Below are 15,029 nucleotides of genomic sequence, written 5' to 3' on the forward strand. Positions count from 1 at the left end.
TCTCTTTTCCGTTTTTCGAAGTTTCAAGCGATCGCGGCCTGGCGGCTCGCTTCTCGCAGTGATGTTTCGGGGTAGCGCATCATGCACAGGACTACGCCCAACGAAAAGAGCGCTGGCACGATGCCGATCAAAGTGCGTAGCGGCAGAGCGTTGCGCGGGTCGCTCGCATGCGCAGGATCGAAGCCGAGCCAGGCGAGCAACAGGAAGGCCAGGCCCACCGCCAGCCCCAATGCCAGCTTCATCGATCCATTGAGCATCGCATAAAGCAGCCCGGTACGGTCAACGCCGAAGCGCGCGCGCGTTGCGTCCGCGACATCGGCCATCAGCGCACGGGGCAGGAACCAGGCGATCGGGATGCACAGGCCGAGCGCCGCGACATTGGCCGCCGTCAGCCAAAAGGAATTGGCGGGCTGCATCGCCATCCCCAATTGCAGCAACGCCTGAATGAACGCGCCCGCCTGCAACGCCCGCGCCTTGCCGATCCGCCCGGCCAGCTTGGCGAACAATGGCGTTCCGGCAAAGGCGGCGGCATAGGCGATGAGGATCAGGGTACTCGCCACCGCCCGGTCGAAACCAAGCTGCCCCATGTAAAAGAACAGCGCTACGGCATTGGCGACGCCCGTGGACAAGGCGATCAGCAGGTCGGCCAGCACCAGTCGAACGACCGGCCCTTGCGAGAATAACGCGATATAATCCCGCATGGCGAGCGCGGCCTGAGCGCCCTCTCCGGGCTGTTTTTCCGGCGTGGTCCAAAGCGCCAACAGGATCGCTCCGGGGATCAGCACGATCATCACCCAACCCGCCGCCTGCATCCCTGCCGCAGGATTGCCCGGATAGGCACTGGCGACCACCGGCAATATGGCAAGGATCGAAAACTGCCCTGCGGTCGCGAACACCTGCCACCAGGCGAAAATGCGGGTCCGTTCCGCCGATCCCGTGGACAGGGTCGCCGTCCAGGCCAGATGCGACAGCACGATCATCGAAAAGCCGATGAACGCGATGAACAGCCACGCCCAAAGATAGGCCATGCCGACCCCTCGCTCCGCCTGAAACAGGGCATAAGTCGACAGCATCAGAATTGGCGCGCTCGCCGCCAGCCAAGGACGGTAGCGCCCCCAGCGCGTGCGCGTCGAATCCATCATCCCGCCCAGCAGCGGATCGATCATCAGATCCAACACCCGCACCGTCATAAAGGCCGTGCCGACGGCACCGACCGGCAGAGCCAGCGCATTGGCGTAGAATTCGGGCAGGAACACCGTGACCAGCGTCGCATAAGCCTGGATCGCGAGCGCGGTGACGCAAAAGGCCGCCAGCCTTCCACGCCCCATCGCATCCTCCCTGCCACGCGTCATTCGGTCCTCCCCCTTGATCGGATTCTAAACTGGTAATACCACGGTGCAATCAAAGCGCCAGTGGGCAGGTTCGATTCTGTCGGTGAAATGCTGCGAAAGCGCCACTGGCGGGGAATTCGGGGAATCGATGCACACGCCAGAAACATTGTCGGGGGACGAACAGCATATACCTTTCCGGGACGTCATCGGCTTTGCCAACGACCATGCCGGTTTCCCGCTACGCCCGCCCGTGCTGGACCTGCTAGGCCGCCACAGCGGCCGCATCATCGACGTCGGCGCGCGATCGGAAGAGCCAGTGGACTTTCCCGACATTACCCGCCGGGCGGTACAAACCATCCTGGATGGGGATACCGATCGCGTCATCCTGCTCTGCGGCACGGGCGCGGGGGCGTGCATCGCCGCCAACAAGGTTCGCGGCATCCGCGCCGCTGTCGCGCACGACACCTATGTCGCGCGGCAGGCGGTGGTGCATGACGACGTGAATGTACTGTGTATTGGCGCGTGGATCACCGGCCCGCAGGTCGCGCTGGACATCGTCCGCCATTTCCTGGCGGCGCAGTTCAGCGACGAAGAACATTTCCGCCGCCGCGTCGCGAAACTCGCATTGCTGGAGCAAGGCGGATGACGACGGCGCGCGCGGGCAAGGTCGTGGTGCTCGGCAGCATCAATCTCGACCTTCTGATCACCGCTCCGCGTCTGCCCTGCGCGGGTGAAACCGTGTCAGGGACAAATCTGACGCGTCAGCTGGGCGGCAAAGGGGCGAACCAGGCCGTCGGCGCAGCCCGTGCGGGTGCGCATTGCATATTGTTGGGCGCCGTCGGGGCAGACGAGGACGGCGCGCAGATGGTCGCGGCGCTTGCCGATCATGGCGTCGACGTCAGCCGGGTGCGCACCACTTCCTCCCCCACCGGGTGCGCACTGGTGGCGACATCACCGCAGGACAATCAGATCATTCATATCGCCGGGGCGAATGCGGATGTCGATGCCACCGTCGCCGAGATCGATCTTGGCCCGGATGATGTCTGCCTCGCCCAGATGGAAACGCCCGTCCCGGCCACGGCAGCCCTGTTTCAACGTGCTCGCGCCACTGCAGCCTGCACCATCCTCAACGCTGCGCCCGCATCAACTGCTGCGCGCCAGCTGCTGCCGCTGTGCGATCTGTTGATTGTCAATGAAAGCGAGCTGACCTTGCTGACGGGTGCTGAGGGCGTCCCTATGCTGGACAACGCAGGATTGCTTTCGAGCAAGACCATGCTTGGCCTGGAACATGGCCAAACCCTGTTGGTGACATTGGGCGCGAATGGCGTGGCGATCGTTGCGGCCGGCGGCGTCCAGCGCATAGCGGGATGGCCCACGGCTGTGGTCGACACAACCGGAGCAGGCGACTGTTTCTGTGGTTATCTCGCCGCCGGTCTCGCGCGGGGGGATTGCATGGAACATGCCGCGGCGGAGGCCAACATGGCGGCATCGATCGCGGTTCAGTCACTCGGCGCGGCGGCCTCCATCCCGGATCGCATTGCCGTGCTGCATGGTCGGGATGCGGCCATTGCACACGCCAGCTAGAATATTGAACTCAAGGAGCCTGAACGTGACGAAGCTTATCAAGCGCAGGAAGTCCAGCATTGCTGCTCAACTTCTGAGCGCGGCGCTGTTGAACGCCACCCTGCCGCTGATGGCAGCGCCTGCCGCCACGGCCAAGGATACGAAGATCGACTATCTGACCGCACCCTTTCACCAGCAGCGCATTCTGGATTGGGGCAACAGGCCCAATTGGTCGCCCGATGGCCGCCGCATCGCCTTCACGAAGGACGATTTGGTTGATGGCCCGGCCTATGAAATCGACGTGCGCACGAAGAAGGTGCGTTGCCTCACCTGCAAATTCGGTGAAACGCAGTTCGTCACCCGCATCTTCTACCTGCCCGACAACAGCTTTCTGATCGAAGCCGCGCCGGGCATGAAGGGCAGCGGCGGCAACGCGACCGACGCTCTGGGGACCCAGCTATTCTGGATGTCGAAGACACTCGCCCGGCCGGTTTCGCTCGACAGCGGCGTGATGGGCGACATCGCCATAGCGCGCAAACCCAACGCCGATGGATCGATCAACCTATCCTGGTCGCGTCCTTCGGCCACCGGCCTCGACCTGACGGTGGCCCGGTTGGTCCGCGACGGCAGGACCGCGCGGCTTGCCGACATGCAGGCCGTCTATAGCTACCGCCCCGGCCAACCCGGCCCGGCAAGCTTCCCCGAAGCATATGACTTCATCGATGGCGGGCGCAGCGTCATGTTCTGGACCACCGAAATGGCGGCGCTCGACAGCGAAATGTATAAGGTCGACATCGCGACCAAGGCGGTGAGCAAGGTCTATGCCACTCCTTCCCATAACGAAACCCACATATTTCCCGACGAACGCTATGGCCTGGAGGAAGCGAATATTCATTCCGATCCGGATGGCCCCTATCGCGGAATCAGCGGGCATATCAGGCCGGGCGTCGAGCAGATTTTGCGCTTCAAGGGCGAAAGCCGTGCAGCGGAGATCGCCGCGGCGAATTCCGGCAAAGGCTTCGACATCTTCGTCATCACCATGGATGGCAAATCACGCCGGGCGCTGACCAACGTCAGCCGATCCGGTGCGCAGGCGCATCAATCGACCGTGTCCCCTGATGGTCAACGCATCGCCTTCGCGATCAAGGACCCCTCCGGAAAGTCGGGCCATCAGGTCGGGCTCTATATTGGAACGTTCGGCAGATAATGATTGGGATTCTCGTTCCTGTTCCACATGGTCCAATAAGCGCCAGGGAATTTCCGCGTTCAACTCTGGAGGAAAAGAGCAAGCATAATCGCTTGTCAGCGCGCAAAGTAGCGCCCGGAAACCATCCGGGCGCTACGCCCCCTTTAGAAGCGGTAATTCATCGTTACGCCAAATTCGCGCGGCGGATTGACCGACACTGCCGAATATCCCGAGCGGAAGGGCGTCGGGTTGCCCGTCGGCCCCGGAACCAGGAAGCGCGTCGCGATCTGCAACTCTGCGCTGGTCGCATTGGTGATCTGCGTGGAATTAAAGAGGTTCTTGACGAACGCAGTCAATTCCCATCCCGCGTCGGGCGAACGGACGCCAGCGAACAGGTTCACATTGGTGATCGCCTTGTAGTGATAGTCCGCGCTTTGCGCATAGAAGCCCGGCCGGTAAGTCAGCAGCCCTCGAATGAACGGCTGCAATGCCCCAGCCGAAAAGCGCAATTCGCTATTCGCGCTCAGCGCGAAACGGGGGATGTTGGCCAGACGCTCATTGCTGGTGCAAAAGGCAACCTGCTGCCCGATGGGCACCGCTGGCTGGCCCGTATCCGGCACCCCATCACCATTGGAATCGCGGCAGGGAACGGTTGCATTGTCATAGTGCGAGTTGGCGTAGGACGCGTTGATCGAAATGTCCCACTCCTCGATCGGACGGGCATCCAATTGCATTTCCACACCCTTGGAAATCGCATCCCCATTGAAGCTTATCGATGCCGCCGACCCATCGATTACGCCGTCTCTTGCCGATGCGGTCGGCGCCGTCACCAGACCCACGAAGCCATCGAATTTCTGGTAGAAAGCAGCCAGGTTCAGCGACACGCGCTTGTCCAGCAATTGCGCTTTCAGGCCGACTTCGATCGCGTCCGACCGTTCGGGTTCCAGCACCAGCAAATCGGAATCGAGCGGGGAGTTGACCCCCAACTGCGCCGATCCACGGCGGTAGGAACGGCCATAGGTGGCATAGGTCGTGATGTCGGGCGTCCAGTCATAGCTGACGCTGGCCGTCCCGGTGAGCGGATGATTGACCTGACGCACGAAATCGGGATCGACTGTCGCGGCGCGCGGCACCACGACCCCAGCGGGTACAGGCAATCCGACGCCGCCCGTGGTCGTTACCTCAAGGAAGCTCTGCGCCGTAGCCACGGTGCGCGTATAGCGTGCGCCCAGCTCCACCCTCAGCTTGTCAGTCAGCTTCAGCCGGGTCTGACCAAAGAAGGCAAGGTCGCTGGTCTTGTTGGTGATGTCGACTTCCGCCAACAGGGGCAAGGCAAACATATTCGCTGGGAAGGGTGTGTTGGGCACCCGATTGGCAAAGAAGCTATCGACGCGAATGGAAGACAGGCCGCCCGCTTTCGTCTGATTGTAGAATACGCCCAACGTATAGTTGAAAATCCCCTCAAACGCTGAAGAGATACGCGCTTCGGCCGTATAGACACGTGTAGGGTCAGGAACCGTCAGCACCTGATCATATCCCTGCACCGCATTGCCCACATCCTGGTCGGTGCGCGAATGGAGCGATGAATCCTGGAAGCCGCCCAGCACCGAAATCAGATGGGTGCCAAGGTCATAAGACGCATCCACCGTCACGAGATGAGTGCGGTTGGTGTAGAAAGACAATCCCTCATGCACCGCCAGCCGGTCGGACGCGCTGATCGCGGGTCCGCTGACGAACGGCGAAAACAGACTGGGTCGGTTGCCCGGTCCCTGAACGGCTCGGTTTTGCAGCAGATCGCTTTCCAGATATTGATACACGATATTGCCGCGCAACTGCTCGGTCGGCGCGAAGGACAACGTGGCGCGAACACTCTCGGTTTCCTGGTTCGACCATTCGTCACGGTTAATGTTGTAGACGTGGTTTGCCCGGTTGCGGTCGAGTACGGCTGCGACGCGGATTGCCAGTTTGTCCTGGATCAGCGGTGTGGACGCCGCGATCTGGAAGTTGCGCGCATGTTTGTTGGTGACGGTCGCTTGCAGATAGCCTTCCGGCTCGCTCAAGTCCGCGCGCCGTGTGGTCACCGTAATTGCGCCCGCAGGAGCGGTGCGCCCGCGCAGCGTGCCTTGGGGTCCGCGCAGTACTTCCACCTGACCAATGTCATAAATAGCGGTGGTGACGGTCTGAATATCGACGGGCACTTCGTTGTAATAGACCGCGACCGCAGCGGGGCCGCCAATGTCGGGGTTGAACGAGATGCCGCGCAGCGTGGCGACGCTGACGCGCCCTGACGTGTTGGCGATCTGAAGTCCCGGCGCAAGTGCAGGAACGTCCTTGAAATCAAACAGGTTGAACTTTTCAATCTGCTCGCCCGTCGCGACGTCCACCGCCATCGGAACGTCTTTCAGCTTTTCCTCGCGCTTGCCCGCGGTAACGATGATGTCCGATGGCAAGGCTTCCGACCCTGCCGCCGAAACGGACTGAGCATCGGCGTCCGGAACCGCGACAAAGGCTGCGCCGACCATAAGTAGACTGACATATCTGGTGAAACGATGTTTCAGCATCCCCACTCCCCACAATTTACGATTGTTATCGCTTCGACCAGAATCCCGCATCGCTATGCTTAAATCGTGCAATGCTCGGATTCCGATCGAACGGAACTTTGAAGTTTCATGCATCGGGGATCAAATAGATCGCGGTTTAATTCCATGATGTGGAACAGGCACGATCATGCCCGTCATTGACTCGCCGCCGTCGTTGGATTTTCTTGGCGGCGAGAAGAGAGGATGATGGACAAGATCGTCGTGCACGAAGCCGCGCCCCGAGGAGGATGCGATCAAGACCATGGCCCGCCTTCCGGCGAGATCGGGCAGCCAGGCCATCACATCGTTGCGCGCCTTCTTCGCCTGATCGCACGACGCGGGGGAAATGCTGTCGGCGTCTTGAGGGTCAACGGGTTTGACGAGCCGCTCGACCGGTTTCTGACCGCCACCCTCCCGTCTCTGGACATCGCCAGCCTGCAAAAGCTTTCGTCCCGTGCCAGCGTGGAACTGTCCGATATGCAGGCCTACGCCACCGGACGGCTCCCTTTTCGTGGCGGCGACTGGCGCCTGCTTTTCTACTGCCTGGTCGGTAGCCGCACCCTGCGCGAAGCCATCATGCGGACGGAGGAACTGCTGCTGGCAATCGACGGACGCATGGGCAACATGACGTTGAGGGGGACAGGCGGACAGGCGTGCCTGTCATATACGGGTGCGCGCAGCGATGATGAAGAAATGGACTTCATCGTCATTCTGCACGGTCAACTGATGTTCCACTCCATTTTCAGCTGGCTCATCGGCAAGCCGTTGGAAGGCACACTGGCACTCGATTTCCCCGAATTCGCCCGACGGCATCTGGACGGCCAACTGCTGCCGTTCGATCTGCTGCTGGACGCAGACCAGCTGGAAATGCGCTTTGCGGCACCCCTTCTCGACCAGCCGGTCATCCGAACCATAGCCGATTGCGAAGCGTTGCCGACGCTCAATTTCCTGTTCGGGTTGCGAACGGGTGAGGATCCGCTGGAAATCGTCCGCCGTTCGCGCCACTTCATGGCGATGGCATTGCGGGAAAGGCGCAAGCTCCCCTCACTCGAAGAACTGGCACGGCACCTGTCCGTGGGGGCGATGACGCTGCGACGCAGGCTGCATAGCGCTGGCACCTCCTTCCGGACGATCCGGGACGAACTGCGCCATGAAATGGCCGTCGACATGCTGACCAACAGCCGCTTGTCGATAGAGGACATCGCCGAACGGCTCGACCTGTGCGATTCCAACGCGCTGCGTCGTGCCTGTCGCGGATGGACCGGCATGGCCCCAACCGAATTCCGCCGCAAATTGCTTCAGCCATCGGATAGCGGGTGAGGCTGCTTTCACGCTCCAAGCGGCGGACTCCCACGCTTCATGAAGATCTTCCAAATGGGGCAGACGCTATTGCAATCATGGGCGCCGCGCCTAGCATGATGATATTGCAGGGGGAGCAGTGTGATGAATGCCCGGGAAGATGCCTTGGTCGCCAGTGTGGCGGCCGATCAGCGTTATGTTGACCTGGTGGCAAGGCGTTCACGTCTTGGCTGGTGGCTGTCCGCCATCATCTTCCTTGCGTTTGTCGGCTATCTGCTGCTGATCGCCTTCGACAAGGCAGCGCTTGGCGCACCTATTGCTGGTGGCATGACGTCGGTCGGGATACCCGTCGGCCTTGGTCTCATCCTTCTGGCGATTGCGCTCACAGGAATCTATGTCGCCTATGCCAATCGTCATCATGACGAACAAATGGCCGCAATTCTTCAGGAACACCGCCGAAAGGACCATAGCGCGTGATGGGGCGTTTGTTAGCGATCGCCCTGGCTTCGATAACGCTGGCCCCGCTCCCCGCTGTTGCGGCCGCGCTGGAAGGACAGGCTCAACGCCAACCAGTCAACTGGATCGCGATTTGCATGTTCGTCGCTTTCGTCGGGCTGACGCTGTGGATCACGAAGGTGGCGGCTGCGCGCACGCGCACAGCTTCGGACTTCTACACGGCGGGCGGAGGCATTAGCGGCTTTCAGAATGGCCTCGCAATGGCGGGCGACTATATGTCGGCCGCGTCTTTCCTCGGCATTTCCGCGCAAATCTACTTGGACGGATATGACGGGCTCATCTATTCCACCGGCTTTCTGGTGGGCTGGCCGATCCTGCTGTTCCTGATGGCGGAGCGGCTGCGCAACCTTGGACGCTTTACCTTCGCCGATGTAGCCTCCTACCGCTTTGCCCAGCCGCCGGTGCGCAGCTTTGCAGCGGTCAGCACGCTTCTGGTCGTCAGCTTCTACCTGATCGCTCAGATGGTGGGGGCAGGACAGCTCATCAAATTGCTATTCGGCCTGCCTTATGCCGTAGCGGTGGTGATCGTTGGCACGCTGATGATGCTCTACGTCCTGTTCGGTGGCATGCGCGCGACCACCTGGGTCCAGATCATCAAGGCCGTGTTACTGCTTGGCGGCGCCACCTTCATGGCCGTGATGGTGCTGGCGCGGTTCGGTTTCTCTTTGGAGGCGCTCTTCGCCCGCGCCGTTGAAGTCAAGACGGTGGCGGCGTTCGATGCGGGCGCCAGCGCTGCCGATGCTGCCGACAAAGGGCGTTCGATCATGGCGCCGGGCAATTTCATCAAGGACCCGGTGTCCGCGATTTCCTTCGGCCTCGCGCTGATGCTGGGGACGGCGGGCTTGCCCCACATATTGATGCGCTTCTTCACCGTTCCTGATGCAAAGGAAGCGCGCAAATCCGTGCTGTGGGCGACCGGCTGGATCGGATATTTCTATATCCTCACCTTCATCATCGGCTTTGGTGCGATCGTGCTGGTCGGGACGCAGCCTGCCTATCTGGATGCCGGAGGCGCGCTGCGGGGTGGAGGCAATATGGCGGCGATCCATCTTGGTCATGCGATCGGCGGGAATCTCTTCCTCGGCTTCATCTCCGCGGTCGCCTTTGCGACTATTCTTGCGGTGGTTGCGGGGCTGACCCTGTCGGCAGCCTCCGCGATCAGCCATGACCTATATGCAACCGTGATGAAACATGGCGAGGCGGAACCGGCTGACGAACTGCGCGTGTCGCGTTTGACCACGCTGGCGCTGGGCGCGTTGGCGGTGTTGCTCGGTCTTCTGTTCGAAAAGCAGAAATGTGGCCTTCATGGTCAGCCTGGCCTTCGCATTGGCCGCGTCGGGCAATTTCCCCGTGCTGATCCTTTCCCTTCTCTGGAATGGCTGCACCACGCGTGGCGCGGCAGTGGGCGGCACGATCGGCCTGCTTACGGCTTTCATCCTCACGCTGCTGTCGCCGACGGTCTGGACAAGCACCTTTAACCTTGGTCCGGCTCCTTTCCCGTACAGCTCTGCCGCGATATTTTCAGTGCCGGCTGGCTTCCTTGCTATCTGGCTGATCTCGCACTTCGATCGTTCATCACGTGGGGCGATCGACAGGGCTGGCTATGCGGCGCAGCGCGTACGGGCCGAGACCGGCATCGGCGCCTTCGCTGCTAACGAACACTGATCGGGGGGGCTTCGGGCATCTGGCCATTGCCAGCATCCTCTAATGAAACGGCTGCCAGAACAGATCGGCCGGTCCAACGCAAACGCTGTTGAACCGGCCGGGATACTGAATGGGGACGGCCGTCATGACCGCCGCCCCCGTTCTTAAAGCCTTATTCTCCGCCGAAACGATAGCGAAGCTTTAGGCCATACATGCGCGGCTCACCGTAGATCGTCGCCCAGGACAGCAACGAGCCGCCCTGGTACACGTCCGTGTTGCTGATCCGGTAAAGCTTGTTCGTGGCATTGGTGACGTACAAGCCTGCATCCAGGCCGGAACCTGCGATGTTGTTCCAATCCAGCGACATGTTCAGCAAGCCGAAGGCTTCCAGCTTCTCCCCCGGCTGCTGCGGCGCAACGACCGTTGCTTCGGTATGTTGCGACGAATTGTGCGCATAGTTCACGAAGAACGAAAGGTCTCCCAGCCTTTCCGCGATGGGCAGGTTCACCGCCACGTGGAAGCTGTAGATGTACGGCACGACATATTGGCCGGGCAGGCAGGTCAGGTCCGTGGGCGTCCCGGGCGGCAGCGCCGTGCCGGAACAATCCGCCAGGAAACCGTTCGATGGCAAAGTATATTCGGTATATTTAAAGCGCGTATAGCTGAAATTGCCGCCGATCTCGATCGGCTTCCACGGCCGGATGGACGCGTCGACCTCGACACCTGAAACATGCGCCTTCGCCGCGTTGATCCGCGCGCCGCTGGCCAAGGTTACGGTGTTGAAATCGCCGGTTGCCTTCTGAATATTCTGGTAATTCAAATAATAATAGGAAGCATTCAACCGGGCAGGCACGCTGGCAATCCGGAAGTCCGACTTGAACCCCGCCTCATAAGAGGTGACCTTTTCCGGTTCGAACGTGCGAGTGGTTTCGCGAACCGCGTAAGGATTGAACCCGCCTGCCTTGTAGCCACGACTGACCTTGGCAAACACCATCAGGTCACGAACCGGCTTGTAGTCCAGCCCGACGAGCCAGGTGGCCGCCTTGCTTTTCAGCGAAGCGGTGAAGTTGCAATCCGAAATCGCATCCACCAACGACGAGTCCGCCGAGCAGATAAACTGTCCGGTGAGGGTCGGCGTATAGCTTTGCGAGAAGCCTTTGATCTTGTCCCAGGTGTAGCGGAAACCGCCGGTAAGCCGCAGACTGTCGAGAGACGGCGTCATCGCTCCGAAATCAAATGTGCCCTGCGCATAGAGCGCCTTTGACGTCGTCGCCACATAGCCCGGCGTCGCGTTGGCTACGCAGACGGGCGGGATGCCCGGAAGGGGCGTTCCAGTCAGGCCCGCTGGGCAATAATTGATCGCGCTGCCCGCCTGATCGCCGTCAGGCTTCTGACTGTAGTAGAAGCCGCCCGCCGTGAAGGTCAGCTTGTTGTCCAGATAGGTGCCCTGAACCTGGAATTCTTCCGTGAACTGCTTGTAGCTGTCGCGGGGCAGCGTGACCGGCGACGTATTATTATACACGACCGGCGTGCCGACACCAGGAAGCGTGACCTGCCCCGATGCGGGCAGCTTGTAGGGATCGACATCATATTGCTGCAAGACGGTGCCGTCGCCGTCGTAGCGGTAGAAGCTCTTGAACTTCTGATAGCTGACTATGTTACGCAGCACGAGTTCATCGTTGAGATCAAAGGACAGGGTATCGGTGATGCCCCAGGTCTTGGTCTTTTGATAATCATCAATGCCGTGCGCGGTCTGGCGAGGGCCGAGCGCGTCGGCCTGAGCCGTTGCTGCGCGATAAACGTCGCACGAAAATGGCCCGCTTGTCGCGATCGGCGTGTTGGAGCAAAGCCCCAACTGAGCGAGGCCGGCGGTGCCGTCGATATTGAAGCCCTTATGGATAAGCCCCGTGCCGTTGAAGCGCGAGTAGGAGCCATAGGCCATCAGGTAATTTTCGATGCGCTCGGTCGGGCGGAAGGTGATGCCGATGCGTCCCGAATACCAATGCGTATCGTCGCGATCCTTGTTCCAGATCACATCATGGGTATAGCCGTCGCGATCATGATAGGCGCCGACGACGCGGACGAGCAGCTTGTCCTCGACCACCGGCACGTTGATGACGCCCTCAATCTCCTTGGCGTCGTAATTGCCATATTTCGCAAGCAGCGAGCCGGAAAAGTCGTTCGTCGGCTTATGCGGCACCAGAAGGATCGCGCCGCCAGTCGTGTTACGGCCGAACAACGTGCCCTGCGGGCCGGCGAGCACCTGAAGATTTTCAAGATCGACAAAGTTGCCGGGTCCGCCCTGCTGGCTGAGCGTGATCGGCGCCGGTAGCGGGACTTCGTTCAGATAGAGAACAACGCCCGGCGACGCCTGGAACGTGGCCCCCTGACCGCGCAGCGTAAAGGTTTGGGAGTCGCGTGAACCCTGCCCTGCGGACCCGACGACCAGCGACGGGACGCTGGCGTTCAGATCCTGCGACTGGGTGATGTTTTGTTGCTGAAGTCGTTCGGGCGAAAAAGCCGTAATCGCGATAGGCACGTCCTGCGCGCGTTCGGCGCGGCGTTGTGCAGTAACGATGATGTCGGCCGTCGCACCAAGCTGGGTGTCTGACGGGTCCTGCGCCAAGGCAGGTGTGGCTATCAGAACAGCGCATGAGGCTACGCTGTTGAAAAGCAGTGCGGAATGCTTCTTCAAGATCCCCTCCTATTTTAGTTCGCCGCCTTTGTTCAGGCGGTCGATTTTCAGAGTAGAATATGGAAACAAACTACGCAATTGAGCAATGCAATATTGTGATGCACTTATGTCACTGTTGCGGAAAGAATGATCAATCTGGGTGCTGACGCTTTCCGAATTCTAGGTTTACCGGCCGCATGACCCCATCGGGCCTGATCCTGACGCGCACCAAGCCCTGATCCTGTGCATTCGCCAATCGACGCGACAATGACACGGCATTGGCCTGCGATGTGAATAATATGCCGGAATCCAGTCCACGCACCTCTCGCCGTGTGCCGAGCGAGGCGCGAACAATGATCGCGCATCCCCTTGCTTGCTCCGCATCGGGACGAGCCAATTCGCGAACCCTGACAATATTCGGAGCGGTGCCCTCAATGCATAATTGACTGGCAAGCGATGCATCAAAGGAAGTTTTGCCGAGATTGCGATCGTCCTGCGAAGCATCCACGGGCCAGTCATATTGATATTGAATATAGTGCCCGCGAAGCAAATCCCTTGGATCATAACCCCGAATGGGAATGAGCCATTCTTGCCCTTGCTGCGCGAGACGATAGGTCGTGATCCAGCTGTAAGCCAAGGCCATGATCGGCAGCAGCAGGGCGGCGGCGAGCAGAAGCCGTGGCGATGACGCAAACCTCTTCATGCCACCATCCCTCCCGCCGGTGCATAGCGTTTCGAGATACGGACGGTCGCCCATGCCACCACAATGGCGAAAGCCCCGGAAAATATAAGGCCCGCCCCGCTTTCAAGCAGGCTGTCATTAAGCTCGAAGCTCAAAATGACGATGCGCAGCGCCACCAGTGCGATCGCCCCCTGGAACAGCCGCCGCCACCGGGCGAAGATGGCCGCTGCGGCGACGGCGCCCCACAGCATGACGAAGAATGAAGCTCCGATCCATGGGCTGCGGATCGGACCGTGCAGATCGACCAGCAAGGCCTGCGCGAAATGCAGCAGCGCCCCAGCGGCCAATATCCCCGCCGTTGCTGTTCCGGATCGTGTGGACGTGACGCGGAATATGATCGCGGCGGCACCGATCAGCGCCAGACTCTGTATGGCAATGCTGCCGAGGGCAGCGTGGGTCGGGCTGCCCCAGCCGCCCGCTATGATAGCGATGCTGATGCCCGCAAGGATCACGCTGATCGCCAGTTGTTCCAGCAGGCGCCAGAAGGCGGGCCGGTCGCTCCGGGCCCGCATGAACGCGGCGAAGGCAGCCACCACCATCGGCGGACAAGCGATCAGGCCCCAATAGAGCGTTGGAAAAGCAGGTTGGGGCACATGCTGCCCCCATGCCCACGCATGACCATATTCGTCGGCGTGAGACCATGCTGTGCCGACTACCGCTGCCAGCCAGAGGCCCGCGATCGGCCAACCTCTTCCAAACAAGAGCAGCAGCGGCGAAAAGATGACCAGCCATGCCAGCAGCGGCTGCCAGAGCGGCGAGGAGGTCTGATACACCTGCCCGACATGGCCAAAGAAGGCGAGGCCCAGAACCGCGGCCACGAACAGCAATCCATCACTGAAATAATTGTTCTTCGCCGCTGCCCTCGGCAAATACCACCATAGCAGCCCCGCAAAGCCGGTCATCAGGGTGAAGTGGATCGCCAGACGCGTCTCACCGGGTATCGCGTCCCAATTCGCGGCGACGACGGAGATGATCCCCAGACCGATCGTCAACGCACCCAGGCCGACGATAGCCCATAGTCCGACAGGCCGACTATGCGTCAGTTCCCACGCGCGAATGCGTTCGGCCGTATCGGCGTCGATCAGCCCCGCGTCCCGCCACGCCTTCAGCTGCCGTTCGGACATGATTTATTCCCCCTGTTCAGCGTCCGGGCGGTTGCATTCCACCCTGTGGTCTTGGGCGCGCTGGAATCGGAAACCATCAGAAGATAGCCCTGAACACCGATCGGCAATGAAGGCGAAGGCATAGACCAGATGGAATCAAGATATTTCAACCGCGTAAGCCCCCTACGTCAGCATGCGCCAGCATGCCCGAAAATCCCTGGTAGCTCCAGTGGCATTCTAGCCGTCCGAGTCACGCGGCTAATCCTCGCGGCTATCACGGCATCGATGGGAAATTGCTTAATCTTAACTTTCGAGTTAACAAACTTACTCCGCCGACATCGGTTCGTCGCATGAAGCAGTCCTACCAGCCCCAGCAGCGGAGCGCGAACGGA

The 15,029-nt window shown here is 60.6% G+C and carries 11 protein-coding genes and 1 pseudogene; 7 read left to right on the forward strand and 5 right to left on the reverse strand.

Going from position 1 to position 15,029, the window contains the following annotated elements; all coding sequences use genetic code 11:
* Positions 1-23 precede the first annotated feature (23 nt).
* Positions 24-1,352, reverse strand: a complete 1,329-nt coding sequence (locus tag IZV00_RS15905; protein WP_196227389.1) for an MFS transporter — start codon at positions 1,350-1,352, stop codon at positions 24-26.
* Between the two features lie 127 nt (positions 1,353-1,479).
* On the opposite strand from IZV00_RS15905, the gene IZV00_RS15910 reads away from it, so the two are divergent.
* Genes IZV00_RS15910 through IZV00_RS15920 form a run of 3 tightly spaced genes read left to right on the forward strand, consistent with a single transcriptional unit; the run spans position 1,480 to position 4,101 of the window.
* Positions 1,480-1,977, forward strand: coding sequence for an RpiB/LacA/LacB family sugar-phosphate isomerase (locus IZV00_RS15910; RefSeq protein WP_196227390.1), 498 nt, complete (start codon positions 1,480-1,482; stop codon positions 1,975-1,977).
* Entirely contained in the window at positions 1,974-2,915 is a 942-nt protein-coding gene (locus IZV00_RS15915; protein ID WP_196227391.1) for a ribokinase, read from the forward strand. Before IZV00_RS15910 ends, IZV00_RS15915 begins: the two co-directional genes overlap by 4 nt.
* A gap of 25 nt (positions 2,916-2,940) precedes the next feature.
* Entirely contained in the window at positions 2,941-4,101 is a 1,161-nt protein-coding gene (locus IZV00_RS15920; RefSeq protein ID WP_196227392.1) for a PD40 domain-containing protein, read from the forward strand.
* A gap of 143 nt (positions 4,102-4,244) precedes the next feature.
* Here IZV00_RS15920 and IZV00_RS15925 read toward each other — a convergent pair whose 3' ends face one another.
* Positions 4,245-6,641, reverse strand: a complete 2,397-nt coding sequence (locus IZV00_RS15925; RefSeq protein WP_196227393.1) for a TonB-dependent receptor — start codon at positions 6,639-6,641, stop codon at positions 4,245-4,247.
* A 222-nt stretch (positions 6,642-6,863) separates the two neighbouring features.
* Between IZV00_RS15925 and IZV00_RS15930 the strand changes: the two genes are divergently transcribed.
* The 4 genes and pseudogenes from IZV00_RS15930 (at position 6,864) to IZV00_RS21555 (ending at position 10,139) form a co-directional block, all read left to right on the forward strand.
* Entirely contained in the window at positions 6,864-7,979 is a 1,116-nt protein-coding gene (locus IZV00_RS15930) for a helix-turn-helix domain-containing protein (RefSeq protein ID WP_196227394.1), read from the forward strand.
* A 123-nt stretch (positions 7,980-8,102) separates the two neighbouring features.
* A complete protein-coding gene (locus IZV00_RS15935) occupies positions 8,103-8,435 on the forward strand; it encodes a DUF485 domain-containing protein (RefSeq protein WP_196227395.1) in 333 nt (110 codons plus the stop codon).
* A 239-nt stretch (positions 8,436-8,674) separates the two neighbouring features.
* A pseudogene (locus IZV00_RS21550) lies at positions 8,675-9,694 on the forward strand (sodium:solute symporter family transporter); the annotation flags it as partial.
* Positions 9,695-9,779: 85 nt separating this feature from the next.
* Positions 9,780-10,139: a hypothetical protein gene (locus tag IZV00_RS21555; protein ID WP_268934794.1), complete on the forward strand. Its 360-nt coding sequence runs from the start codon at positions 9,780-9,782 to the stop codon at positions 10,137-10,139.
* Positions 10,140-10,290: 151 nt separating this feature from the next.
* Here the strand turns inward: IZV00_RS21555 and IZV00_RS15945 are convergent, their stop codons facing one another.
* The 3 genes from IZV00_RS15945 to IZV00_RS15955 all read right to left on the reverse strand — a co-directional run bounded on the left by IZV00_RS15945 (position 10,291) and on the right by IZV00_RS15955 (position 14,658).
* Complete coding sequence (locus IZV00_RS15945; RefSeq protein WP_230463470.1) at positions 10,291-12,813, reverse strand: TonB-dependent receptor; 2,523 nt, start codon at positions 12,811-12,813, stop codon at positions 10,291-10,293.
* A gap of 130 nt (positions 12,814-12,943) precedes the next feature.
* Positions 12,944-13,435, reverse strand: a complete 492-nt coding sequence (locus IZV00_RS15950; RefSeq protein WP_230463471.1) for a GDYXXLXY domain-containing protein — start codon at positions 13,433-13,435, stop codon at positions 12,944-12,946.
* Positions 13,436-13,491: 56 nt separating this feature from the next.
* Entirely contained in the window at positions 13,492-14,658 is a 1,167-nt protein-coding gene (locus tag IZV00_RS15955) for a DUF2157 domain-containing protein (protein WP_196227397.1), read from the reverse strand.
* Positions 14,659-15,029: the final 371 nt, after the last annotated feature.

Origin of the sequence: Sphingobium sp. Cam5-1, assembly GCF_015693305.1 — a bacterium.
In the GTDB taxonomy this organism is placed as follows: Bacteria; Pseudomonadota; Alphaproteobacteria; order Sphingomonadales; family Sphingomonadaceae; genus Sphingobium.

Bases quoted from the DNA above. Each gene is read 5' to 3' on its own strand.
- IZV00_RS15930 (WP_196227394.1), top strand. From the start codon at position 6,864: ATGATGGACAAGATCGTCGTGCACGAAGCCGCGCCCCGAGGAGGATGC.
- IZV00_RS15910 (WP_196227390.1), top strand. From the start codon at position 1,480: ATGCACACGCCAGAAACATTGTCGGGGGACGAACAGCATATACCTTTC.
- IZV00_RS15925 (WP_196227393.1), bottom strand. From the start codon at position 6,641: ATGCTGAAACATCGTTTCACCAGATATGTCAGTCTACTTATGGTCGGC.
- IZV00_RS15935 (WP_196227395.1), top strand. From the start codon at position 8,103: ATGAATGCCCGGGAAGATGCCTTGGTCGCCAGTGTGGCGGCCGATCAG.
- IZV00_RS15905 (WP_196227389.1), bottom strand. From the start codon at position 1,352: ATGACGCGTGGCAGGGAGGATGCGATGGGGCGTGGAAGGCTGGCGGCC.
- IZV00_RS21555 (WP_268934794.1), top strand. From the start codon at position 9,780: ATGGTCAGCCTGGCCTTCGCATTGGCCGCGTCGGGCAATTTCCCCGTG.
- IZV00_RS15915 (WP_196227391.1), top strand. From the start codon at position 1,974: ATGACGACGGCGCGCGCGGGCAAGGTCGTGGTGCTCGGCAGCATCAAT.
- IZV00_RS15955 (WP_196227397.1), bottom strand. From the start codon at position 14,658: ATGTCCGAACGGCAGCTGAAGGCGTGGCGGGACGCGGGGCTGATCGAC.
- IZV00_RS15950 (WP_230463471.1), bottom strand. From the start codon at position 13,435: ATGGCCTTGGCTTACAGCTGGATCACGACCTATCGTCTCGCGCAGCAA.